The following is a 24,628-nucleotide window of genomic DNA, read 5'->3' as shown; positions in this document are numbered from 1 at the left end:
GTTTATGGCCGATAATCGAGAAGCCAGAAAGCAGTCTATCAAGCTCGCATTGAGTCAGGGTAAACACGTCATTTTTCTCTTTTGACGGCCATTTATACTTGGCTTTTTCAAGGCGTTTATACCAAAGTGCAAAGCCTGTTTTATCCCAGTACAACACTTTGATTTTGTCGCGCTGTTTATTGGTAAACAGGAATAGTGCGCCGCTTCCCAAGGGTAAATCGGTGTCACTTTCGATAATCGCCGCGAGGCCATTGATGGACTTTCTAAAATCGACACTCTCACGATACAGATAAATATCTGGTGCACTTAGCATATGTTTCATGACAAGGCTCCAATGAGTTCTGCCAGGTAGGCAGCGGGCGTGCCTTGAGGAATACTCAGCTCAACGTCGTTGACAAAAAGTGTCATATTCGCGGTAGGTATTTGCGTCATATGGTAACGTGTTGTCTGCTCTACAACGTTTGCTTTGACGAAGCCGTTAGTCTGTGGTGTTTGAAGGTGTGTTAACTGTTGGCGTTTGGCATGAAACGTGGAAAGACTTAATCCGTGATGTTCACAAAAAGCACGTTGAGTGAGTTGGCTGGATTCATAGCACTCAAACAAAGTCTGCCATTCTTGATTGGTACGTCGTGTTGCCATTTTAAATCTCCTTTGGATTGGAGATTTGATCTTATTCTTCGAGTAAAGTGATTAGAATGCGGTGTTTATGGCACGCTTACGATTAAGAATCGTAAACGCATAGTTTAGTGCACGATTAATTAAAGTACGCGCGTAACCATTACCCTGAAAATCTGGCGCAATAATAATTTGAAATTCAGCTGTACGGTGGATATTGTTAATTTCAACGAGTTCAACAAGACCAATTGACTCTTCATCTTCATTTTCAACAATAAAGCGACGCTCAGTACTATCATGGATGTGCTTACGATATAGCTCTTCAAGTTCTGCAAACGACTCATAAGGCTCTTCAAACCAGTACGCCATAATTGTGCGGTTGTTGTTTAGCTGGTGAATAAAACGTAGATCTGTGCGCTCTAATGCACGTAATTTGATCTCATTTTTCATTACTTTAATCCTAAAAAGATGATGACGATATTATGCGTTTTGGTCGCAACGAGAAAGTATCACCAAATAAAAAAAATAAAATACAAAACTTGTAACCAAATATTCCAATACAAATGTCGGAAAAGAAGTCCTTTTTGTGCTTATTTTCCTAAGCTAACAGCAACTTTCTTTCACTCTAAACTCTTTCGGTGTATAGCCTAAATCTTTTTTGAATACGCTATACATATATTGTAGCGATGGATAACCACTTCGATCCGCAACACATTGGATAGGAATATTGTTGTCACATAATAATTCACAAGCATACTTCAACTTTACTTGATGGATTTCATGATGAATCGAATGACCTCTTTCCTCTCGGAAACGAGCATCTAAATTGGAACGAGAAATACCAATATGATCAAGGACTTGTTCAACTTTAATTCCTGTGCATGCATTCCTTTTAATAAAATGCATCGCTTGAATAACAAATGGGTCATTTAAGGATACGTATTCAGAACTTTGTCTTTCATGGACTTTATTCGCAGGGACTACGATTCGTGGTAATGATAGTCGTTTTTTTAATAGCTCTGGTTGTAGTAAAGATTCATGCATTAATTTGGCTGCTTGATAACCCATTTCAAGGCAACCCTGTTCAACCGAACTTAAAGGTATTTTAGTTAGAAAACGAACCACTTCTTCGTTATCGATACCAACAATCGCAATTTGTTCAGGTACAAGTATATTATTTTGTTCACATGCTTGAATTAAATGCCTTGCTCTTGAATCTGTCACTGCGATAATACCTGTCGGAACAGGCAAACTTTGTAACCAATCAGCTAATCGATTCATATCGTATTGCCAATTAATTACTGAAGATTCAATACCTTGAATAATATTCTTTTTGTAGCCCAACTTATCTACAACTTGTTTAAAAGCTAATTCTCTTTCATTAGCCCATGGTTTGTCACAATTATTAGCCAAACCATAGAAAGCAAAATTTTCAATACCTTTATCCTTTAAATGATTAAATGCTCTTTTTAACAAGTCTTGATTATCTGTTGCAACGTAAGCGTGCCATAAACACCGCATTCTAATCACTTTACTCGAAGAATAAGATCAAATCTCCAATCCAAAGGAGATTTAAAATGGCAACACGACGTACCAATCAAGAATGGCAGACTTTGTTTGAGTGCTATGAATCCAGCCAACTCACTCAACGTGCTTTTTGTGAACATCACGGATTAAGTCTTTCCACGTTTCATGCCAAACGCCAACAGTTAACACACCTTCAAACACCACAGACTAACGGCTTCGTCAAAGCAAACGTTGTAGAGCAGACAACACGTTACCATATGACGCAAATACCTACCGCGAATATGACACTTTTTGTCAACGACGTTGAGCTGAGTATTCCTCAAGGCACGCCCGCTGCCTACCTGGCAGAACTCATTGGAGCCTTGTCATGAAACATATGCTAAGTGCACCAGATATTTATCTGTATCGTGAGAGTGTCGATTTTAGAAAGTCCATCAATGGCCTCGCGGCGATTATCGAAAGTGACACCGATTTACCCTTGGGAAGCGGCGCACTATTCCTGTTTACCAATAAACAGCGCGACAAAATCAAAGTGTTGTACTGGGATAAAACAGGCTTTGCACTTTGGTATAAACGCCTTGAAAAAGCCAAGTATAAATGGCCGTCAAAAGAGAAAAATGACGTGTTTACCCTGACTCAATGCGAGCTTGATAGACTGCTTTCTGGCTTCACGATTATCGGCCATAAACCCGTTCAAATAAACGATTTTACAATGACTTAATCGATAATAAAGCTATATCCACCAAGCGTTAACGGCATGACTTTAGTATAATAAATGCCATGAAAAAGACGCCAAATATCAACCCAGAAAGCCAAGATGTTGCCGAGCTACAAGCGATGGTGAAAGAGTTGTTGGCGTTGCAAAAACACAGCGAATCTCAGTGGAAACAAGAGCGTCAATCTCTGCTTGAGCAACTCAAACTGGCTTCGACCGCCAGTCGCAAACGCTCGGAGGCGTAAAGCCTACGATGATCTCAAGGTGACCTCTTCAACGAAGCGGAATGTGAAGCCGCTAAGGAAGAAGAGGTTGAGGTACGACGACCACCACAACCACAACGAAGAAACGCGGTAAGCGTAAGCCTCTTCCAAAGACCTTACCTCGTGAAGTTATCGAACTTGATTTAGACGACCATGAAAAGCAGTGTGCATGCTGCAATCATGACCTGCATAAAATCGGTGAAGACAGCAGTGAAAAGCTGGAGTTTTCGCCAGCCGTACTCAAAGTGCTGGAATATGTTCGCCCTAAATATGCTTGCCGCCAGTGCGAGCAAACTGAAGACAGCAATCACATCGTTCAAAAGCCAGCACCGCAAAGCATTATCCCGAAGAGCTTTGCCACAGAAAGCTTGCTTGCCAACATCATTCTTGGCAAATACCAGTACGCGATGCCACTTTACCGCCAAGAGTCGCTGTTTACCCAGTCGGGAATCGAGCTATCACGAACCACTATGGCCAGATGGGTTATCCAAGTTAGTGAGAAGTTCAAACCACTCTATGCCGCTCTAAAAGAGCACCTACTTCAACAAGTGGTGGTCCAGGCGGATGAAACGCCACTCAATGTTCTCAAGGAAGAAAAACAGTGTTACATGTGGCTCTACTGCTCGGGCGCAGACTCGCCAGAAGCCGCACTCCCCAATGTGAAGAATATTGCCTTGTACGACTATCAAAACAGTCGCGCGAGGGCATGCCCTGTTGCCTTCTTGGGGGATTACAGTGGTTATCTACAAACCGATGGCTATGGTGCCTATGATGGTCTTTATCACGTCACCAATGTTGGCTGCATGGCACATGCACGGCGAAAGTTCATGGAGGCTAAGAAGCTTCAAGGTAAAGGTAAGTCAGGCAAAGCAGATAAAGCGCTGGCCAAAATCCAGAAGCTCTATGGGATAGAATCGCGCTTAAAAGGTGCGACTGTCGAAACACGAAAAGCAGAACGTCAACTGCATAGCAAACCGATACTGGACGAGTTGTACGAGTGGATGACATCTCAACAAGTGATAGCGTCTAGCCCGCTGGGTAAAGCGATAAAATACACGCTCGGCCAATGGCCGAAGGTGATCCGCTATATCGATGACGGTCACTTATCGATAGACAATAACCGCGCTGAACGCGCAATTAAACCGCTGGTCATTGGCAGAAAGAACTGGTTGTTCTCGAACACGCCAAATGGTGCTGATGCGAGTGCGATGCTTTACAGCATCGTCGAGACTGCGAAAGCCAACGGCCTTATCCTCTACGACTACATGGTCAAGTGCATGAAAGAGCTCGCGAAAGCTGAGCCCGATATCGATGCACTCCTACCTTGGAACCTCAAACACTAACAAATATCGCCCCGTGGGTTCATGGGGCGTTTACGTAACTTCTTCACAAAGTACCTTTAGGGTACAAAAAGACCGCCACTGTGGGCGGTCATTTAACAGTAATTCTATTTATGCGTACTGGGAGTGAAAACTTAACGTCGTTCTATTTTGACACTATCATTAAATGCCCCATCTCCAATTTCCGTCACTGAGTTGGGGATAGATACGCTGGTTAATTTATTACCTGAAAACGCCCAACCTCTAATTTTCGTCACTGAATCAGGAATGGTTACGCTGGTTAATTCATTACCTCTAAACGCATAATCTCCAATTTCCGTCACTGAGTTGGGGATGGTTACGCTGGTTAATTGATTACTATAAAACGCCCCTTCTCCAATTTCCGTCACTGAATCAGGGATGGTCACGCTGGTTAATTCATTACCTCTAAACGCCCCTTCTTCAATTTTCGTCAATGAATCAGGGATGGTCACGCTGGTTAATTGATTAACCGCAAACGCCCAAACTCCAATTTTCGTCACTGAATCAGGGATGGTCACGCTGGTTAATTGATTATACACAAACGCATAATCTCCAATTTCAGTCACTGAGTTGGGGATAGATACGCTGGTTAATTCATAATCTCTAAACGCCCCATATCCAATTTCCGTCACATAATCAGGAATAATTACGTTTTTCTCTTTACCGACATAATTAACAATGATCGTTTTATCATAAGAACCATCAGGATTTTTTGCATACTCTAATCCCTCAGTTCCAAGATTATTCTGACAGCCAAGTAACAAAAAAGAAGTTATCAAAAATAGATATTTGAACATTCGTGAACACTTTAAGTAATGATTATCCACAGATCATATATCATTAAATACTTGGGCAATAGCTGTATTTAACTTAATTTATCTATTACGCATATGATGATTGAAACTCTGTTGCAACCATTTAGAAATGTCACACGGTTCTCCAAGTTAGAAATGTCACTTTTTCTAAGTGACAGAAATTTGTTATTTCGCTTGGTCATACATCACGGGATTTATTCGCGACTGTCTACGTTGTTCTTGTCGTCTTGGTGTATCTGAACGACTACGCTCTCTTAAACCTTCTGATTCCAATCGTTCTTGCTCTACCATCGCTAATCTCAAAACAGCGTCTAAACGCTTATTTTCAACTATCTCTCCCTGATTTATTCGCTCCAATTTATCAAAAATACTGTAACCTAATGATTGACCTAAATGCTTAATATCTATTTGACCGTCAGGGTAATCATGTATCATGATATTTCTACCCACAAGGTTTTCATTTTCTGAATTTTTTTCAAGTAAATACATGACTTTGTCATACTGTAGCGTTAGTGATTTAGTTACTTTTCGCGAAGTTTGCCAGGAGAAAATATCGTATAACTCTTTCGGGGTTTCGTAGATAGGTCTGTGCACATTCAATTGACGTTTAGCTGGTTTAGCAAAGCGCCTGTTATAGTTATCTATAAAACCTGATAACCACTCGTTTGCTTCTTCTATCCCATTAATCCCTGCTAGCCTCATCTCTTTAACTAGACGGTCTTGAAGCGTTAAATTAGCGCGTTCTACGCGCCCTTTAGCTTGTGGAGTATTGGCACAAATTAGCTCAATGTTTAATTCTTTTAGTGCGCGACCATATTGAGTCAGTTTATTGCGGTCTTCGTTGCTAGCATGGTTAACACGGAAAACACCGTGTTTATCCGTGTAGAGCGCGACAGGCTTACCATGCTGTTGTATATACTGCTTAGTCGCAGCCATATATGAAAACGTCGACTCAGAATCACAAAAATATAAATGCATGATGGCGCTTGTTGCGTCATCAATAAAAACAAGCAATGTACATTTATCGGCTCGGCCTTCGAACCAGTCGTGGGGGGAACCATCAAGCTGAATAAGTTCGCCTATACAATCTCTTCTCGCTCTCGGTTGATAAATCTTACGTCTTTTCTTAACCTTTGGTTTCCAAAGTTTTACCGAAACCATCCATTTTCTGATGGTTTCAGTAGAGAGTCTAATATCATGAATTTCAGCTAATTTTTCTGCGGCTAGCGTAGGACCAAAATCGAAGTAATGAGTCTGAATTAAATCAATAACTTGTTTTTTCAATGATGCATTGAATTGACGATTACTTGGCTTAGTTCGCTTTTTTGAAATTAAACCATTAGCCCCGAACTGTCGGTATTGATTAACCAATCTTTGAATATGCCTACGGCTTAAGTTCAGGATTTTAGAAGCATCAATTTGTCTAATACGCTTATCACAAACGTTTTGTATTGTTTCGAGTTTCTGAAGCTCTTTTGTGCTCATCGTGAGTAACATTCCAGCACCGTAGGCTGATTCTTCCATAGGAAGAATCATACACCTAATGTGACATTTCTAAGTTGGAGGAATGTGACATTTTAAAGTAGGGCTGACATGATGATTGAAACTCAATGTGTTAGTTTGTTAAATTATGCATTTACATAATAAAAATCATCGAGAAAACAACAAAATAGACGTTGCAATTTTGTTGATGATGTTACTGATTTCAAAGTATTAAATTAGGGCCGTGTTTGCGAATGAGAGCACCAAAAGTGACGCTTAACTAATAGATAAAATAACCTAATAAAACTAATCCAAAACCACGTTAATACCATATGAATGAGTAAAAGGTCTAACGCATAAAGGGGCAGAAATGAGTTTACCAATATCGACTCTATCTGATCTTAATCAGCAAAGAAAACACAGTACCTATAAGAATCATGCTTTCTTTCAGTTTACCCACATAAACTACATATTAACTATTAAAATTAACGTTACACTTTTAGGTACAGGGAACATATTTCCATATCCGAAAAATTGCGATAAATATTTCATCTAAAATATTGGCTTAACCACATTTCATCAACTGTACACTTAAATTAAAAGAACAATATTACGACTTAAATTAATGGTTATATTTTGAACTAAAAGAGTCAGATATATTTGAATCAGTCGGTGAAGGCATTGAGTCAGCATCACGCTTAAGTATGTACGAGTTTGTTTTACCCATTGATGATTTTGGTACTGGCTATTCGTCACTTAAACAGTTAGAAACATTGACGTTTAATTCCCTTAAACTTGAACTTGGGTTTATTCAAGCATTACCGCAGAAGCCATTGTGTAATCATGTTTATTGCTCACTAAATGACTGAATTTAATCGCAATTGCTGAGGGCGTTGAAAACCTAGCGTTATGGAAGCAATTACAGGAGATGCTCTACCAACAAGCACAAGGGTATTTTATATCTCCCCCAATGCTATATGACAGCATTGATCAATGGTATCAGCAGTGGCAAGAAAAAAGCGCTTCACTTGCTATTACTCACGCTAAATAAAAAAGAGTTAGTGTTTTAAAGCACTAACTCTTTTTATGACTACTTAAAAATTACAATGCTGCAATCTCAGCTTTTCGCGTTTTAGAGGTCACACAAAAATTACCGCGACGAGTTCGACATTTTGAGCATCTTTCACATTCAGCACTGATACGATCCCCCTCTTTCCAACGCTTGACTAATTGAGGCTCAGTTAACAATGGACGTGATAAAGCGAACAGTGAAATTTTCGAGCTTTCAGCAAGATCTTCAATCGCGCAAATATCGCTTAAACCGCCTACAGTCATGATTGGCACATTAACATCTTCACTTATCACACGACCATATTCGCTAAAGTAACCTTCAGCTTGAATCTCATGGCCATCATGCACTTCACCAACCATAGTATCGGCTTTACCGTGAATATTGCCTGAGATGATAATGGCATCAACACCAATCTCTTCCAGTTTTTTACAAATAACACGTGTTTCTTCAAAGGTTAACCCGCCTTCAAAAAACTCAGTTGCGGTTAATTTCACTAATATCGGGAAATCTTTACCTACTAACTCTCTGATCGCATCGTAAATTTCAATTAAGAAACGCATACGATTTTCAAGGCTGCCGCCGTACTGATCTTCACGTTGGTTGTAGTAAGGGCTTAAAAACTGATTAATCAAATAAGTGTGCGCCGCGTGAATTTCTACACCGTCAAAACCTGATTTTTGAGCACGTAAGCTTGCTTGTGCAAATGCATTAACGATGTAATCAATTTCTTCTTGTGTCATTGATTTACCCAATGTTTGGGTACTTTTTTCACACACTGCACTTGGTGCAAAAATAACGCGTTCGCCAAGGTTATACATTGTTTTCGTACCACCATAGGCTAACTGCATGACAATTTTTGAATCATATTGATGTACAAGCTCTGTTAGCCTTTTGTATTCTTTAATAAAAGAATCGTTATACATCCCCATCATGCCAGCATTCGGCTTTTCTTCTTCTACGATATTGGCATAACCCGTTACAATTAAGCCAACCTCACCCTTGGCAAGCTCTTCATAGATAGCATAAAGCTTATCTGTCATATGACCTTCTTCTGTCGCCATATTTTCCCACGTTGCACTGCGTACAAAGCGGTTTTTTAACGTCATAGAACCAATGTGAGTTGTAGAAAACAAATTACTCAAGGTGAAGCCTCTTACATCTTTATATGATTTATCATCAGATTGAAGAACAAAAAAGAACACAATTAGGGTAAAGGTTCTTTTTTCTAATATCTGTCAACTTTGAACAGATGATGAGGATATTACTGATAAAGAAAGGTGAAAACTTTAATCTGGATTAAGTTAAAGGCAGTTCTGTAGCACGTAAAAGTAATTATTTGGCTTAAAAACGCAATATAGCCAAATATTCTCGATACGAAGAGCAAAGTATTGCCTTTACTTAACTGTTAATTGCAAAGGTCTGGGCCAAATGATGCCCCTTCAATACTGGCAACCCATTGCAGCAACTGCTGCTCTGTAAATAGTGGTGTCTTAAACGTGTTAATATAACGTATCATTGCACTGACTGATTTGACTACATTATCAGGCATCTCGGTTTTAAAAGTACAATCACCGACAAAAACAACAGCTGAATGAAATACCGTTTCATCAACACCTAATAAATATTGAAGTGTCTTAATATGTTTTTCATTTTGATGTAATGGGTTCTTAAAGACTGATGAGTGATTAAACGATGCTTGTTGCCATATTGGCTGATCTGCTCCACCAAAAATCCACCCTTTAATATTTATCGTTTCCACCACAAAAATACCGCATTGAGAAACCACAAGATGTGCAATTTGAGTTGCACCATTTTCATTGGGTAACGTTACATTAGTCAATACTTTGTAATGTTTTGCTGACAAAAGCTTTAAACGATAATGAACAATTAATTCACCGGCACGACCTTTAAACCACGGTGATGTTATGAAAAATAGGATCAAAATAACCGGAATAATCCAACATAAAGGCTGTAGAGCATTAAATATTATTGATGTCATATCCATGAATTAGGTTATCCATTCCAGTAAGAACGATTACACCTCTGTCCAACATTATTTAAGTAAATAAATTAACGTTTTTAGAGATAAAATACTAAGTCAAAAATATGGCAGTATATTTACTGTTTTTAAAGATCAAAAATGTAACGTTTTAATACACATGAAATTATATTGAAAGATACACATGACGTTACATATATAGCTTTTATACACATCATGAAATACAACTATTTGAGTATCGTTTAAATTTTACTTCTATTATTACACATGGAATTTAATTATACCGATATCCCATAGGAAAACATTTGCATTATGAATGCTTAACAGGCATGTTATTAGGCTTTAATTAAAATCTAGTTCGTGGAGTTATATTAGTGTTTAAGCGTTCTACCTCACTTGTTGCACTTATTTTTTCTGTTTTTAGTATTTCTAATGCTTTTGCTGATACCACTCAACATAATACTTATGAAGCTGTCCCGTCAAAAAATGAGTTGATCACTCATACTGATTTTGGCAATCAAACCTATGTATTTCACTTTAGCAATGACTCACATCAACTTACACGTATCGACTTTATCGATCACATGCTTACTAGCCAAAGTGTATGTAAGAGTTGGAAATATGTTTCAGCACTGAGTAATTACAATGTTGCTAAACAAACCTTATTACGTGTATCTACCAGCTTCGACCCAACCAATAAGACTTGTACTGCCTATGCTTATGCCAGCAACAATGGTGAGCAAATGTCACAAGTTTTCGACCTATTTCAAACTAAAAACTACGTTGATATCGCAGGTTTTAACTTATCAGCTGATGGTTTTAGTGCAGCGGTAGACGCTTTGTAATCAGTGTCTTAATAATAATATGAGATCCAAGTACTATTTAGTGACTGTCAAATAATCGCTTTCTTGGATCCTTTCTCTCCTATTCGTTTAACGGCCATTCTCCCTAGTAAATAATCTAAAACTAACACAGAAAAACATGGTAATGAATCTCATTACCCTTCACTAATGGATCCTTATCTCTCAAAAAAACATATTTATAACGATAATTATTATCATTATTATTTCGAAAAAATTTAAGGATAGCCATTTTGAAAATGCCGATTAAAACATTGCTTTCTCTTACTGTTGGTTTAACAGTTTCTAATATCGCTTTAGCAAGCACCTATCCCATAACAGTGACTGATGTAGCGGGCAGACATGTTACTTTTGATCATCAACCTCAAAACATTGCACTTTCAACCAGTCGTATTTTTCCATTGCTAGAAATTATTTATCAGAAAGAGGCAGCAAAACACCTTGTTGCAGCAAGAGATGATATGCGAGTATCAGCGCCTAGCATGTATGCTAGCTATATTAAGCAATACCCCTCACTAAAAAATGTTCCGACTATTGGTCTCATTAAATCTGGTGAATTTGATGTTGAACGTTTTATTAACCTAAAACCAAAGCCCGATCTTTTTATCGTTGACCTATCAAATATTAAATTGGCACAAGATAAAGGCTTATTGAAAAAACTCAATGATGCTGGAATTAAAGTATTAACAGTCGATTTCCGTGAAAAGCCACTAAAAAACACCGTGAAATCAGTGCAGGTTATCGCTGATGCTGTTAACCGTTCAAAGCAAGGCAATGCATTCGCCAAATACTATACAAATCACTTGAATGCGATAAAAGATACACTTGAACAGCATCCAAACACACCTACTCCGCGAGTGTTTATTGAACGAGCTGCGGGTTACAGTGATTCATGCTGCCGTACTTTCGCTAATGGTAATATGGGCGCTTACATCCCAATGCTTAAGGCTGAAAATATTGCGATAGCGCCACTTGATGGTTCTGAAACTGGGCAGATGTCACCAGAGACTGTCATTACCTCACAGCCTAATGTTTATATTATGCAAACGACCGGTTGGATCACCAATGATGGTCAGGCAACAAGTGGGATTCCACTGGGTTATTCACCTAACCACGCAGCAATTAAAAAAGCGACAACCGGTTTGATGAATCGACCATGGCTACAAGCACTCACGGCTTACCAACAAAAGAATGTTTATTCGATTTATATGCCATTTTACAACTCGCCTTATAACTTAGTGGCGATTGAATATTTTGCAAAATGGTTACACCCTTCACTTTTTTCAAAGCTACAACCAGAAAAGACATTTGAAGAGATGAACCTTAAGTTTGGCAATCGTCATCTAAGTGGTCAGTTTGGTCAAAATAACTTTAAGGCAATGAGTCAGTGAACAGTATTACAGTCGAATTGAGAGCTCATCATATTCGTTCTCGTAATAAAAGAATCGCACTGATAAGCCTTGCCATTTTAAGTGTGTTATTTGTCATTATTGATGTTCTAATTGGCTCACAAGGTCTCTCTTTTTCACAAGTGATCCAAGCGATTTTTTCACCAAGCCAAAGTGCTATCGCCAGTCGAGTCATTGTGTGGGATATACGAATGCCAATGTCACTCATGGCCCCTTTTATTGGGGGAGCATTAGCCTTGGCTGGCGCACAAATGCAAACAACATTGCATAACCCATTAGCCGACCCTTATACCTTTGGTGTTTCAGCAGCGGCTGGATTCGGGGCGTCTTTAGTTATCACTAATGTAATTGCTCTGCCCTTTATCCCTGCACAATATCAAATAGCTGTAATGGCGTTCATTATGTGTTTATTAACGACATTATTGATCGCTGGGATTTCCTCGATAAAGCGTATTTCAATTGAAGGTGTGATGTTATTTGGTGTTGCCGTTATGTTTGCATACGATAGTTTGCTAATCATGATGCAATACATTGCCAGCGAAACTCAGTTGCAAACTTTAGTCTTCTGGCAAATGGGGTCACTGGATCGCGGTAGCTGGGAAAAAATTGTTTTCTTACTGATTTTGTTACCCATTGTATTAATCATTATGATAAAAGATGCTTGGCGATTATCTTCATTAAAAATGGGACAAGAACGTGCTGAATCGATGGGAATTAATGTCAAGCGTCTGCGTATGAAGACCTTGGTGTTAGTTTCAATTATTACTTCTATCTCGGTTTCATTTGTTGGCGCAGTCGGGTTTGTAGGTCTAGTTGCACCGCATATTGCACGTATGGTTTTAGGTGAAGATCAACGCTTCTTCTTGCCTGCATCATTCTTGGTTGGAGCGGTATTATTAGAGTTAGCGTCGATTGCAAGTAAAGCAATTATGCCTGGGATTATCTTACCTCTCACTGTTGTAATGTCTATTGTTGGGATCCCTTTCTTTATCTTTCTTGTGATTAAAAAAGGGGGACGCTAGCATGAGCCTTGATATCAACAATGTTACTGTAACATTTGGCAAACAGTCGGTTTTAAATAACTTAACATTGCCTACTATCCACAACGGCGAAATGGTAGCCTTGATAGGGAAAAACGGTGCAGGTAAATCAACGCTTTTACGCCAAATGACAGCCTTGCTTAAACAACACCCCGAACAAATTCGATACCTTAAACAACCGCTATCGTTAAAAGATATTGGCTATTTACCGCAAGAACATCGTATCCACGCAAACGTCACGGTACTTGAGTTATTGATCACTACAATGAACATTCACTCAACGTCTTTGATTGCTAAAAAAGAAAGTGCAGAGCAAGGGTTATTTTTACTAAAAGATATGGGGATTTTACATCTCGCCAATAAACAATGTTTTGCACTCTCTGGTGGTGAAAGCCAAATGGTAGGACTTGCCCAAGCGTTAATAAACGCCCCTAAAGTATTGCTGTTAGATGAGCCAACTTCAGCACTTGATATGCAAAATCAATTACGATTACTCAATTTTGTTCGCGCCTATACTAAACGCACAGGAGCATGTGTAATTATGGTGATCCACGATCTTAACTTAGCGCTTCAATATGCCGACAATATAGCCGTGCTACATAACGGCAAATTATTTGATTATGGCGCGCCTAAAACAACAGTAACGAGTGAACTTATCTCTGCGGTATTTAATGTTGATTCGCATATCATTATGGTTGATCACAACCCTATTGTAGTCATGAAAACAACGCATTAAATAATAGTAACAACTAAAAAACCCGTAGCAGAACAATACGCGTCTGTTACGGGCAAGTATTTGATAACTTTTGAATGGGCTAAGTACTAGTTTGTTGATACCACAATTTTCTTGCCTAATGACATCGCCAGATTGTTATCATAATAAGCGGCTTCATTAATAAAGTGAGGGTACGCTTCATAGTCCCCTTCCCAGAAAATTTCTGTACCATCGAACAAGGTGAAAATAGGATCCCCTGAGCGCAGTGGTTCGAAGTCATTATCTTGAACAGATTGATGAACCATGCCAATTCGCTCCCCCTGTTCATCGACTGGTAATTTGAGGGTTTCTTCATAACAGTAAGCGTCATAACTAGCTGGCAGTTCAGGCACTTCATTAGTGTTATTTAAATGAACAAAATCCAAAATATGTTTTGTCATCGCTTCCATCCAATCTAATACATCTTGACGGATAACCGATTGTGGTTGCGGCCCTATTTCAACGATCACACCTTGCTTGGCAATTGAGCAAAGAAATAAATGCTCATCAACAGAGGTATGATCTTCAAATACCACCACTGCTTTTGGCATTTTTGACTTAACATAAGCCCCTAACTGACGATTAAATAGATCAGACTGAAGTAAGATTAACGAAGGTCCCATATTACTGGTTGTATTATGCAGATCGATAATAAAATCACTATTTGCCTTTCCTTTTGGTCCAATTTGCTGATTAATTGCTTTGGCACGAGTCTGTTCATAACTTGTCAGCTCATTATTCGCAAGATCATCAATACCAAATTGACGATTCAAATCATGATCAACATACCGCTTATTTTCACCGTATGCTTTTGGGTTAGCAAATACAGTGTCGACAGAAAAACTCTCACGCGCCAATTGCAGGGGATCACTTTGCCACTTTTTGAGTAAGTAAATACCACTAAATTCATTACCGTGAGTACCACCAACAACTGCAACTTTATTTATCTTACTCATCCTTGACCTTCCTTATATCCAAACCTTTTTATCAGTGTACTGATAATATACATCGATACCAGTCTATTTTATCAACCAAAAAGCTATAGATTAGAATTTAATAGGTCGTGTTTGCGCTAATTTAAGATACGAATGCAGCTCGCCATTTTTGTACTCGATGGCAGAATGGATATTCGCGTGACGGTTAGCAAATACAGCAAAACGGTAGGTACTCTCCGCTTTTTTTATTTCTATTTCGATCGCTCCATCTACTAGCTCCCAATAACCTGTGGTGTGTAGACGATTAAATAGCGTGTATTCATCAATAGTACCGTCATCATGAAGCCTTAACTCTGTTATGTACCCTGCACTACAGGTTTTTATCCATACCTGTTCCACAATTTCATTGCGTTCAAAATTGCGTTTGGTTTCTAACCATAGATTCATTTGTTGTTGCTGATCAACAGCTAATGGAGGGAGATCATCTAAAGTGAATAAACGTACACGTTCTGTTTCACGATAAAACAATTGTAAAAGTTGAAGTGTTTTTTTCTCGAACATCCCTGCCACCCAATCATAAATAAATGCAATAAAGAATTCACACAGCTATTGATAGCAAAGATATTCGGTTACGTATCATAATGTCACTTCTTTACAGCAACTTATGCTGTAAAGGTCACATAAATATTGATTAAAAATTCACTTTGCCTCTGAGATTTTTCGTTTTCCCTCGTTGGGTTTTCTTATCGACACGACGTACCTGTGAGTTTTTAGTAGGACGTGTCGCTTTACGTGCTTTCTGCGTTGTCATTACACTTTGAATAAGCGTTTTTAATCGTGCTAACGCTTCATCACGGTTCATCTCTTGAGTGCGATGTTGCTGGCTTTTAATAACAATGACACCATCTTTTGTAATACGACTATCTGATAGTTTTAAAAGGCGTTCTTTGTAAAAGCCTGGTAATGATGAACGATTGATATCAAACCGCAAATGGATTGCGCTCGAAACTTTGTTGACGTTCTGACCACCAGCACCCTGAGCTCGGATAGCGGTAAGCTCTACTTCCCAATCGGCAAGTTGGACTGAATTTGAAATAACTAACATGTATTTACTCTCTGCATTTCTTAAGTCAATTTTACCATAGAGAGCGTTAAATCGTTATATGGCAATATGGAAATCACTCATTATGTCTTCTTTGTACACAAAGCCGCGACAAGGGCTCTAAATACTGTAAATCGAGGCTAGTTAAGTATATTTATGTATGCCGTGATCTTCTTGGCAAGTTTTTGCTACTACACTAGTTTTTTACCATCAACACAATTAACCTCAAACGTTATTATTTAGCAGGAACAGTATACTGAAATGGATCTAATTATTCGTCTTTTATCTGATTTAGGACACGATATTCGTCCTTGGTTAGATGATATTTCAACCGCGATTGTCGCTTGTTCATTGGTTGTTTTCGGTGGGGATTTTAATCGGTTTTTACGTAGGCATTTATCTCATTATAATTTTATTATTAGAACTGTTGTATTTATTTTTGTTAATGCCTTTGGTTATGGCTTTTTAATTATCAATCTATCACCTTGGGTATATCGTGAACTGTTAAATATCCCTAATTATTTGTTAGTTTGTATCATAAGCATATTTTTTATCTTTATTGGCTGCTGGGCACAACGAAATAAACATATATAAAAAAACGACCATAACGGTCGTTTTTTTATTATTGATTAACAACTAGTATTGTGAATTAGTCACGACTTCTTCACCGTATACGCCATTTTTAGCAATTGGCCGGTTACTTGAGTTGGCAGCACGCATAATACGAATACCTTCAGCTCCAGCCTGTCGAGCTGAAATAATATCACCGTCAGAATCACCATAATATAACTTAATATTATTTTCTTTTATGTAAGGTGTTTTATTAAATTTTGTTTTACTTGAGCCTGCAAATATCACCTTATGCATATTTTTGATGCCAAACACATCTTTTAAATATTGCGTGGTAATTTCGCATTTTGACGCTGTACGGCCTGTAATAAAGTAAATTTGATCGCCACGTTTTTGGTGCATAGCAATCAACTCTTTCCCTATTTGCTTCGGTAAACTGAATTTTTCCCACTCACAATTCATCTTATCCCAGAACTTCTGCTCATGTAGATATGAAAAACTATTTGGAGAAAATTCCTGCTTACCACGATAGAAACCCGGCGTACTGAATAATACCGTGTCATCAATGTCAAAGCCGACAGCCATTGGCGGCTTACCTTTTAATTTTTCAGCTATTTGCTTAACTGAGATCCAATTGACATCTTTTGGTTGTCCCATTTCCATTATTTGGATCGAACTGTAACCAGGATCAGTTGCTGGTACTTTAGGGTCCGCAAAAGCCGCTGTAGAAATTGTCGATAAAGCAAATAATGAGCTAACGGCTAATAATGTGAATTTATTCTTCATAATAAGATCTCTGTTCATTCGTTATGAATAATTTATAACAAAAGCATTCATAATTATGCGCAAAATATCACAATGACATTTCTCGAAAAATGGAAAATAAGATCTAAATTTTAAATAACATTTTAATTAACCATCACTTTCTACTATTGAGTCTTTTATGAAAATAAACATTTAACAATTTGATTCAGGTTACATTCATACTTTTTATCATTTAATCGTTGATTGTAAATACGCTATCTAACGTATAGAGATAAAATGAAAAAACTTATTCTACCGCTTATGGTGACAGCACTATTAGCTGGCTGTAATGATACAACAGCAGTAAATAATAAAGACTTTAGCCCTGAGCAAAAAGCGCAAATTGAAAAGATTGCAAGCCAATATATTATCGAGCACCCTGAAGTTTTAGTAAAAGCATCAGAAACACTGCAAAAACAACAGATGGAAAAGCAGGTACAATCAGCGAAGCAAACTGTTGTAACTTATGCTGACCAACTTATTAAAGATGCTAAAACACCATATGTTGGCCCTAAAGATGCCAAGGTAAATGTTATTGAGTTTTTTGATTACCAATGCATGTTCTGCTCAAAAATTTCACCTATCGTGAAACAACTTGAAACTGAAAACCCTGATGTGAAATTCATTTTCAAAGAAACGCCAATCTTTGCGTCACGTTGGGAAGCATCAAAATATGCGGCAGATATGGGTAACTGGATTTTTGCCCATAAAGGCAGTGACCTTTACAGTAAATACCATAATGCCGTATTTGCCTCAGGTAAAGATGAAGGCAAATTAACAAAACAAGATATTAATGATGTTGCAACTAAGTTGGGAATTGATATCAGTAAGTTTGATGCGAACAATAGTTTTGAAGGCAACTTCCAACTATTTAGTCAATTAGGTTTTCAAGGTACGCCTGCATTAATTGTTATGCCAACAGATAATGTAACCACAGACAATGTTCACATTATTAATGGTTACGATCCTAAGGGGCTTAAAGACGCCATTGCGGAAGTAAAGAGCAACGCTAAATAATTCAGTACGTTATTAAGCGAGTAACAAGCCAGTCAGGAAGACTGGCTTGTTACTATACAAAACTATGTATACGCGAAACTCGATCTAAGAAGAGTTACTTAGTAATACTGAAACATCTTTTGTACATCACGATAATTCTTTGTTTGCGTTAAAGAGAGCATCAATAAAATACGGGCTTTTTGGGGGTTTAAGGTTCCGGATGCAACAAAACCATATTTACTGTCATCGATCTCTGCTGCAAGTGTTGTCGCGCCAGTAGGCACACGAGAACTACGAACGACCATAATCCCGTCTTTACTTGCTTTGGCGAGTTGTTCGAAAATACCTTTATAGATATTACCATTGCCTACACCAGCACTCACGATACCATCAAATTTTGCATCGATCAGCGCCTTCACTGGTAAGTCTGAAGCGTTAGAATAATTATAAACGATCCCAACTTTAGGTAAGGCTTTCACTTCCGATATATCAAACTTAGAATCTTTCGTATTATGACGCTCAGGGCTGCGTTGATACACAGCATCGCCATTATGGATATAGCCTAACTCACCAAAATTAGGTGATTTAAATGTATCAACAGCTGTCGTATTGGTCTTAGTGACATCTCTCGCATCCAAAATCACATCATTCATAGCCATTAAAACACCACGACCTTTTGAGTCAGTGTCAGCTGCGGTGATCACAGCGTTGTATAAGTTAACAGGTCCATCTGCACTCATAGCGGTTGATGGTCGCATTGCCCCTACTAATACAACAGGCTTATCACTTTTCACTGTTAAGTTTAAGAAGTATGCTGTCTCTTCCATGGTGTCAGTACCATGTGTAATAACAATACCGTCAACATCATCTTTCGCCAAGAGTTCATTGACACGTTTAGCTAACGTCAGCCATACCTTATCGTTCATGTCTTGCGAACCAATATTAGCAACTTGCTCACCACTAATATCTGCAATTTTTGCCATTTCAGGTACAGCATTAATAAGGGCATCAATACCGACTTGTCCTGAAGTATACGCACTGCCCGTTGCTGATTGACCTGCACCGGCTATTGTTCCTCCCGTTGCTAATATCTTAATATTCGGTAGTTCTGTGCCTTGAGCAAAAGAGGATGATTGAAAACTTAAACCAGCAACCAAGATACCTAAGCAAATTAAATTCTTTTTCATTAATACTTCTCTCGACATTTATTACAAAATATTTATAGGATGAGAGTAGTTATTAATAGAAAACATTTTTGCGCACAGAATCACCATTCATATAAATGATAATTCGATATTCATCACACAAAGGAATAACCCAATACAAGCATTAACATTAGTAAGACGTAATATTTCAATTAATCACATCAAAACAACATATTAATTATATTAATAACAAATTTTTAGGCACCAATAGCCGAGAATGGATCAATTTCAAAATAGTGGCTCTGACAACAATCTGCTAATTGAGCATCGACATAATGTTCAATCATCTCTATGGATTCTGCTTCCCAAACACATTGAAACGTTTGATTATCGACATAAATTAAAGAAAGATGTAATTGTAAATTAGATGGTAAATTACGCCCCATATACTCCGACCTAATGAAAAATTGCTCTTCATTTGTCATTTTATGCTCACTTGTAAAGAACATTACTGACCCTCCTTAACCGTTAAATTAACAATAAGTATAGGTCAGCTTTTTACATAATTAATTATGAGCGATATCTTTAACTGCACGTAAATAGGCTTTTTCAGATTCTATATACTCTAAAGACTTTTTGGCCCTTAACCATTCAGGGTACAATAAGTCTCTTTTTATCAGTAATTTATCTAATAAATATTGTTGTTGAGCTGCCGCTGGGTATTTGGTTTTAATACGTTGAATTTCAAACATCACATGTACTTTATTACTAACAATTTCTTTATAATTTTGAAAACCAAACTTTTCTAATTGAGGCCAAGTATCATAAAAAGCACTTAGACACTTTTGCTCTATGAGCGATAATTCATCGTCCATAATTTTGTACCACGCGTAGGACTGCCCTAAGCGCTCATACATAACGCGTTCTCTTTCAGTATAATAAATTGGTGTTGTGTTATCCCTAACCTGTTGATCGATACTTCCCATCACATTCGATTGAGGTTGATATTTCACAAAACTACCTGTGGTTACTTTATTGATCGTATTATTCAAATAATGCTATATAATTTTGTCAGTATAATGACAATTCATCTCATTTCGTATTAATTACTTTACATAGATAATTGATAAAGATTCACAGATTTAGCTATAAATTACCACTACACATCATGTTAAATATTTCCCCCTTCTGCACAACAATCTTATTTAACCTCCGATTATGATTAGTTTATAATCACTCGCTGGTGGCATTTTAAACAGCAATGAAAGCGGTGTGTAAATTTTCATCGAAAAAACACAACACGCTAGGTTTTATAAGGGATGGGAACAATTTTAAGGTATTCTATAGACCCTTTTTTTGCTTGGCGTTAATAACGACAAGCGAGCAAACGCTCATTACTCAGACTTAATTTATGCTTTACGATCAGAAAAGTCACATTCGTTATCCGAAAGGATTTTTTGCGATGTGGACAGTTTATAGTTTCACAGGTGCAGCTATTCTCGCCTCTATCATCTTCTCGCTGCTATTATTCCTTTCCATTGATGATGACCCATTAATGAAGTTTCTCTTTGGTGGATTGGCGGTTATTTTCGAACTAGGTAAATTCTTCGCATGGTATGAAGTTGGGGAACGTAAAGCACGTCGTAACTATACTGGCACTCTATCTGCTTTTACCTTTTATGCCGTCCTTGCCGCAATTTCGATTGGTGGCTCTATTGGCGGTATTAACAGCGCAACGAATAAAGCGCAAAGTGAAGTTAACGTTCAAAAAAGCAAAATAAATGCATTCAACATGCAAATTGAAGCAATTGAAAAACAAATTGACTTGAATAATGTTGCTGCTGAAAAATACATTCAGATGGAACGTATTGCCTCTGGTGTTGCACGTATTCAAAAACAAAATGATGAATTACGTAATCAACAACAAAAGCTAGCAATGGAGCGTGATAGTATCCCTGTCGTTAGCCAAGGCTCAGTTTTAGGGTTGATTGATAGCCTTGCAGAAACGTTACATGTAACCCCTCAAGCTGCACAATTAGGTTTAGTGGTATTTCTTTCAGTATTATTAGATTTTTTCGCTGCATTCTTTGTCGGGTTAATCGGTGAAGAAAATCGTTTCCGTCATCAGTACCGTCATAACAAAATGTTAGAAATGGCAGGATACAATGAATTTGAACAACCTAAACTGCTAGAGCATTTTGACCCTTCAACGGTTGGAACATCAGAAGTTAATGTACATGAGCAAGAGCAAGAACCAGAAGAAATTATTATCGAACCTGAACTGCCTAAAACACCTTATGAACAAGCAATTGACGCACTTAGCCATAATAAAGTGAATTGCAGTAAGCGTGCAGTGAGTAAGTTTTTAAATATCTCAACCGATGAAGTTAATGATATTTTCAAACAATTACTGAATGAAGGTATTGTGAGTAAAAAACCTAACAATCATTACCAATGGCATGGACTTACAACCGCGACTAGTTAACGTATCACTGTAATAGATTAACCAAAATACTAGCCCGAAATTTTCAATTATTTCGGGCTTTTTTTGACTCAAGATAATAATAGATTCTTACTTTGTTACACTTCTTATAAGTTAGTTTTCTAAAAGCAGAAAATGATCACATAATGTATTTTTAATTACAGCTTACCCAATTATTCCTCTGTAGAATCCAGTCACATTTATTTTCTATGCCCTAGCCATGATTCGTATTAAAGATTATAAGAAACTTTTATCTCGTATTATTATCGCAACAAGTATTCTAATACTTGTTGGTTGTGCTCAACCGTTATCAACAGTAAAGCAAGCAAGCTATTCGAATGTTGATAATTTCAACACTCGCTTGTACCAAAGCTCCCTGCCTTATACCAGCCTTCATCCTAATAAAACAGGCTTCTACCCTCTTGGTGACGGTCAAGCGGCGTTACTTGCACGTTTAGCTATTATTGAACATGCACAAAAAACATTGGATGTTCAGTACTATATTTACCGTGATGATGCAACAAGTGGATTGCTGACATGGTATTTATACCAAGCTGCTGAGCGTGGTGTACGTGTTCGCTTATTACTTGATGATATGCAAAATCGTGACGATCAAGCACTCGCAAGCCTTTCTGATCATCCTAATGTCGAAGTACGCTTATTTAACCCATTTTCAAACCGTAGTATTAAGCCATTAAGTTTCTTAACTGACTTTGATCGCTTAAATCGCCGTATGCACAATAAAGCCATTATCGCAGATGGTGTGTTTGCCATTACTGGTGGACGTAATATCGGCGACGAGTATTTCTCTGCCAATAGTGATGTAGAATTCGGTGACTTCGACCTTATTATGCTAGGTAAAGTGATCCCACAATTCGCACGTCAATTTGATGAGTACTGGAACAGTAAACCAGCGACACCGATTGAAGCCTTAGTCTCATCTGCACATGAACCAACGAAAGAGCAACTGGCACAATGGAAAGATGCCCAGTTAAAGTACATGTCATCAGACTATGCGAGTTCATTGAAGAGCCACCCGATGGTACAGCAGCTAATAAATGAAACATTACCGCTATACTGGACGGATGCAGAACTGCTTTACGATACTCCGTATAAAATTGCGAATAATAAAGATGATTTATTGTTACATAAGCTATCGGAGATGATTGCAAAAGCAGAGCATGATTTCTTCTTGGTTTCACCGTATTTTGTCCCAACAGAAGAAGGGGCAAAATTGCTTGCCAAAGCGGCACAGAACGGTAAAAACATTGCTATTGTAACCAATTCATTAGCTTCTAATGACGTTTTCGCTGTACATGGCTGGTATGCCAAATACCGTAAAATTATGCTAGAAGGTGGTGTTAAGCTATACGAAGTAAAAGTAGAACCGGGCCATAAAACAAAACATAAATGGCTAAGTCGCTCTCGTACAAGTTTGCACGCGAAAACCTTTATTCTTGATAAATCTAAAATTTTCGTCGGCTCATTTAACTTTGATCCACGCTCTGCATACTTAAATACAGAGTTAGGTGTGATTGTTGATTCACCAGAATTTTCAGGTGAAGTTTATAACACGATCAGTAACTCCCTAGCTAAAGATGCTTACCGTCTTTCATTAGACGAAAACGGCGACATCGTATGGAATGATGATATAACGGGCAAGCAGTACTCATCAGAGCCAGACAGCAGTATTTGGCTGAAGATGGGCGCTTGGGCGGCAGGTATCTTACCGATTGAAAAACAGTTATAAGTCTGCCCATAGAGAAATACAATAGCGACGAAAAAGGCGCTCAATGAGCGCCTTTTTATGCTTAATTTTTCAATTAACCTTTATTGCGAAGCGAAGATTTCTTCACTGCATTTTTTTCGATGTATTCGATAATCATGCCAGCAATATCTTTACCTGTCGATTTCTCAATGCCTTCAAGACCAGGTGAAGAGTTAACTTCCATAACAAGTGGACCACGCTCTGAACGTAAAAGGTCAACACCCGCAACACCTAAGCCCATGATTTTGGCAGCCGCAACCGCTGTTTTACGTTCTTCAGGTGTAATCTTAACCAGTGCCGCACTACCACCACGGTGAAGGTTTGAGCGGAACTCACCTTCAGCACCTTGACGTTTCATTGCTGCAATCACTTTATCACCAATAACGAAACAACGGATATCAGCACCGCCGGCTTCTTTGATGTATTCTTGCACCATAATGTTTGCTTTCAAACCCATAAAGGCTTCAATAACACTTTCAGCCGCTTTACGTGTTTCAGCAAGCACAACACCAATACCTTGTGTGCCTTCTAGTAACTTGATAACAACTGGCGCACCGCCAACCATATCAAGTAAATCTTTAACGTCATCAGGCTTACTTGCAAAGCCTGTCACAGGCATACCAATACACTTACGTGATAGCAACTGCATTGAGCGTAACTTATCACGTGAACGACTGATCGCTACTGATTCATTAACGGTGTATACACCCATCATTTCAAACTGACGCAAAACAGCAGTGCCGTAAAACGTTACTGATGCGCCAATACGTGGAATGATGGCATCAAAGTTCACCAGATCTTCACCTTTAAAGTGAATCTGCGGCTTTTCAGAATTAATGTTCATATAGCAACGCAGTGCATCAATCACTTTAATTTCATGACCACGTTGTTCAGCGGCTTCAATCAAACGAGCT

Annotated in this window: 26 protein-coding genes and 2 pseudogenes; 12 read left to right on the top strand and 16 right to left on the bottom strand. The window is 38.2% G+C overall.

Features of this window, described 5'->3' with window-relative positions:
- From tnpB (SKA34_RS23175) to SKA34_RS08025, 4 genes and pseudogenes are all read right to left on the bottom strand, one after another.
- Window positions 1-322, bottom strand: a 322-nt coding sequence (gene tnpB, locus SKA34_RS23175) for an IS66 family insertion sequence element accessory protein TnpB (protein ID WP_006645013.1), incomplete at its 3' end; no start/stop codon positions are given.
- Window positions 319-639, bottom strand: coding sequence for a hypothetical protein (locus SKA34_RS08035; protein WP_004998436.1), 321 nt, complete (start codon window positions 637-639; stop codon window positions 319-321). The genes SKA34_RS08035 and tnpB (SKA34_RS23175), both read right to left, overlap by 4 nt.
- Before the next feature lie 81 nt (window positions 640-720).
- Window positions 721-1,065: pseudogene (locus SKA34_RS08030) on the bottom strand (GNAT family N-acetyltransferase); the annotation flags it as partial.
- Window positions 1,066-1,218: 153 nt separating this feature from the next.
- Window positions 1,219-2,136: a substrate-binding domain-containing protein gene (locus tag SKA34_RS08025; RefSeq protein WP_006645011.1), complete on the bottom strand. Its 918-nt coding sequence runs from the start codon at window positions 2,134-2,136 to the stop codon at window positions 1,219-1,221.
- Between the two features lie 56 nt (window positions 2,137-2,192).
- Here SKA34_RS08025 and SKA34_RS08020 point away from each other — a divergent pair, with 56 nt between their 5' ends.
- The 3 genes and pseudogenes from SKA34_RS08020 to SKA34_RS08010 all read left to right on the top strand — a co-directional run bounded on the left by SKA34_RS08020 (window position 2,193) and on the right by SKA34_RS08010 (window position 4,463).
- Window positions 2,193-2,513: a hypothetical protein gene (locus SKA34_RS08020; RefSeq protein WP_004998436.1), complete on the top strand. Its 321-nt coding sequence runs from the start codon at window positions 2,193-2,195 to the stop codon at window positions 2,511-2,513.
- Window positions 2,510-2,863 (top strand): IS66 family insertion sequence element accessory protein TnpB, encoded by a 354-nt coding sequence (tnpB, locus tag SKA34_RS08015; RefSeq protein WP_006643801.1) that lies wholly within the window; start codon window positions 2,510-2,512, stop codon window positions 2,861-2,863. Before SKA34_RS08020 ends, tnpB (SKA34_RS08015) begins: the two co-directional genes overlap by 4 nt.
- 59 nt (window positions 2,864-2,922) lie before the next feature.
- Window positions 2,923-4,463 (top strand): annotated as a pseudogene (locus SKA34_RS08010) (IS66 family transposase).
- Window positions 4,464-4,594: 131 nt separating this feature from the next.
- On the opposite strand, the gene SKA34_RS08005 reads toward SKA34_RS08010, so the two are convergent.
- Both SKA34_RS08005 and SKA34_RS08000 read right to left on the bottom strand, forming a co-directional pair.
- The gene (locus SKA34_RS08005; RefSeq protein ID WP_006645008.1) at window positions 4,595-5,278 is read right to left on the bottom strand and encodes a leucine-rich repeat domain-containing protein; all 684 of its coding nucleotides are present in this window, start codon (window positions 5,276-5,278) and stop codon (window positions 4,595-4,597) included.
- Between the two features lie 183 nt (window positions 5,279-5,461).
- The gene (locus SKA34_RS08000) at window positions 5,462-6,781 is read right to left on the bottom strand and encodes an ISNCY family transposase (RefSeq protein ID WP_083784328.1); all 1,320 of its coding nucleotides are present in this window, start codon (window positions 6,779-6,781) and stop codon (window positions 5,462-5,464) included.
- 653 nt (window positions 6,782-7,434) lie between these two features.
- Here SKA34_RS08000 and SKA34_RS23580 point away from each other — a divergent pair.
- Window positions 7,435-7,647, top strand: a complete 213-nt coding sequence (locus SKA34_RS23580) for an EAL domain-containing protein (protein WP_369750674.1) — start codon at window positions 7,435-7,437, stop codon at window positions 7,645-7,647.
- Window positions 7,648-7,879: 232 nt separating this feature from the next.
- On the opposite strand, the gene SKA34_RS07995 is transcribed toward SKA34_RS23580, so the two are convergent.
- Together SKA34_RS07995 and SKA34_RS07990 are read right to left on the bottom strand one after the other, a co-directional pair.
- Entirely contained in the window at window positions 7,880-8,992 is a 1,113-nt protein-coding gene (locus SKA34_RS07995) for an NADH:flavin oxidoreductase (protein WP_039860080.1), read from the bottom strand.
- Between the two features lie 263 nt (window positions 8,993-9,255).
- Window positions 9,256-9,855 (bottom strand): nuclease-related domain-containing protein, encoded by a 600-nt coding sequence (locus SKA34_RS07990; RefSeq protein WP_006645004.1) that lies wholly within the window; start codon window positions 9,853-9,855, stop codon window positions 9,256-9,258.
- Between the two features lie 368 nt (window positions 9,856-10,223).
- On the opposite strand from SKA34_RS07990, the gene SKA34_RS07985 reads away from it, so the two are divergent.
- From SKA34_RS07985 to SKA34_RS07970, 4 genes are all read left to right on the top strand, one after another.
- A complete protein-coding gene (locus SKA34_RS07985; RefSeq protein WP_006645003.1) occupies window positions 10,224-10,694 on the top strand; it encodes a hypothetical protein in 471 nt (156 codons plus the stop codon).
- A gap of 254 nt (window positions 10,695-10,948) precedes the next feature.
- Window positions 10,949-12,100 (top strand): ABC transporter substrate-binding protein, encoded by a 1,152-nt coding sequence (locus SKA34_RS07980; RefSeq protein WP_006645002.1) that lies wholly within the window; start codon window positions 10,949-10,951, stop codon window positions 12,098-12,100.
- The gene (locus tag SKA34_RS07975) at window positions 12,097-13,140 is read left to right on the top strand and encodes an iron ABC transporter permease (RefSeq protein ID WP_006645001.1); all 1,044 of its coding nucleotides are present in this window, start codon (window positions 12,097-12,099) and stop codon (window positions 13,138-13,140) included. The genes SKA34_RS07980 and SKA34_RS07975 overlap by 4 nt, the downstream gene beginning before the upstream one ends.
- Window position 13,141: 1 nt before the next feature.
- Window positions 13,142-13,894, top strand: coding sequence for an ABC transporter ATP-binding protein (locus SKA34_RS07970; RefSeq protein WP_006645000.1), 753 nt, complete (start codon window positions 13,142-13,144; stop codon window positions 13,892-13,894).
- A gap of 86 nt (window positions 13,895-13,980) precedes the next feature.
- Here the strand turns inward: SKA34_RS07970 and SKA34_RS07965 are convergent, their stop codons facing one another.
- From SKA34_RS07965 to arfB, 3 genes are all read right to left on the bottom strand, one after another.
- Window positions 13,981-14,868 carry an aspartoacylase gene (locus SKA34_RS07965; protein ID WP_006644999.1) on the bottom strand — a complete coding sequence of 296 codons (888 nt, stop codon included), beginning with the start codon at window positions 14,866-14,868 and terminating at the stop codon, window positions 13,981-13,983.
- A 90-nt stretch (window positions 14,869-14,958) separates the two neighbouring features.
- Window positions 14,959-15,408, bottom strand: a complete 450-nt coding sequence (locus SKA34_RS07960) for a hypothetical protein (RefSeq protein WP_006644998.1) — start codon at window positions 15,406-15,408, stop codon at window positions 14,959-14,961.
- A 130-nt stretch (window positions 15,409-15,538) separates the two neighbouring features.
- Window positions 15,539-15,952 carry an alternative ribosome rescue aminoacyl-tRNA hydrolase ArfB gene (gene arfB, locus SKA34_RS07955; protein ID WP_006644997.1) on the bottom strand — a complete coding sequence of 138 codons (414 nt, stop codon included), beginning with the start codon at window positions 15,950-15,952 and terminating at the stop codon, window positions 15,539-15,541.
- 258 nt (window positions 15,953-16,210) lie between these two features.
- Between arfB and SKA34_RS07950 the strand changes: the two genes are divergently transcribed.
- The gene (locus tag SKA34_RS07950) at window positions 16,211-16,543 is read left to right on the top strand and encodes a DUF3392 domain-containing protein (protein ID WP_006644996.1); all 333 of its coding nucleotides are present in this window, start codon (window positions 16,211-16,213) and stop codon (window positions 16,541-16,543) included.
- Between the two features lie 42 nt (window positions 16,544-16,585).
- Here SKA34_RS07950 and aphA read toward each other — a convergent pair whose 3' ends face one another.
- Window positions 16,586-17,305, bottom strand: coding sequence for an acid phosphatase AphA (gene aphA / locus SKA34_RS07945; RefSeq protein ID WP_006644995.1), 720 nt, complete (start codon window positions 17,303-17,305; stop codon window positions 16,586-16,588).
- 255 nt (window positions 17,306-17,560) lie between these two features.
- Here aphA and SKA34_RS07940 point away from each other — a divergent pair, with 255 nt between their 5' ends.
- Entirely contained in the window at window positions 17,561-18,340 is a 780-nt protein-coding gene (locus tag SKA34_RS07940; protein WP_006644994.1) for a thioredoxin domain-containing protein, read from the top strand.
- 98 nt (window positions 18,341-18,438) lie between these two features.
- Here SKA34_RS07940 and ansB read toward each other — a convergent pair whose 3' ends face one another.
- The 3 genes from ansB to SKA34_RS07925 all read right to left on the bottom strand — a co-directional run bounded on the left by ansB (window position 18,439) and on the right by SKA34_RS07925 (window position 20,477).
- Window positions 18,439-19,506: an L-asparaginase 2 gene (gene ansB, locus SKA34_RS07935; RefSeq protein WP_006644993.1), complete on the bottom strand. Its 1,068-nt coding sequence runs from the start codon at window positions 19,504-19,506 to the stop codon at window positions 18,439-18,441.
- A gap of 215 nt (window positions 19,507-19,721) precedes the next feature.
- The gene (locus SKA34_RS07930) at window positions 19,722-19,973 is read right to left on the bottom strand and encodes a hypothetical protein (protein ID WP_006644992.1); all 252 of its coding nucleotides are present in this window, start codon (window positions 19,971-19,973) and stop codon (window positions 19,722-19,724) included.
- Window positions 19,974-20,030: 57 nt separating this feature from the next.
- The gene (locus SKA34_RS07925; RefSeq protein ID WP_232284244.1) at window positions 20,031-20,477 is read right to left on the bottom strand and encodes a hypothetical protein; all 447 of its coding nucleotides are present in this window, start codon (window positions 20,475-20,477) and stop codon (window positions 20,031-20,033) included.
- 449 nt (window positions 20,478-20,926) lie between these two features.
- Between SKA34_RS07925 and SKA34_RS07920 the strand changes: the two genes are divergently transcribed.
- Both SKA34_RS07920 and SKA34_RS07915 read left to right on the top strand, forming a co-directional pair.
- Window positions 20,927-21,949, top strand: coding sequence for a hypothetical protein (locus tag SKA34_RS07920; RefSeq protein ID WP_006644990.1), 1,023 nt, complete (start codon window positions 20,927-20,929; stop codon window positions 21,947-21,949).
- Between the two features lie 217 nt (window positions 21,950-22,166).
- Window positions 22,167-23,696, top strand: coding sequence for a phospholipase D family protein (locus SKA34_RS07915; RefSeq protein ID WP_006644989.1), 1,530 nt, complete (start codon window positions 22,167-22,169; stop codon window positions 23,694-23,696).
- A 73-nt stretch (window positions 23,697-23,769) separates the two neighbouring features.
- On the opposite strand, the gene rimK is transcribed toward SKA34_RS07915, so the two are convergent.
- Entirely contained in the window at window positions 23,770-24,621 is an 852-nt protein-coding gene (rimK, locus tag SKA34_RS07910; RefSeq protein ID WP_232284257.1) for a 30S ribosomal protein S6--L-glutamate ligase, read from the bottom strand.
- Window positions 24,622-24,628 lie beyond the last annotated feature (7 nt).

The sequence above is a fragment of the Photobacterium sp. SKA34 genome (assembly GCF_000153325.1).
GTDB lineage: Bacteria > Pseudomonadota > Gammaproteobacteria > Enterobacterales > Vibrionaceae > Photobacterium.
The sequence above is the reverse complement of the archived record's forward strand: the minus strand, read 5'-3'. Positions and strand labels throughout refer to the sequence as shown.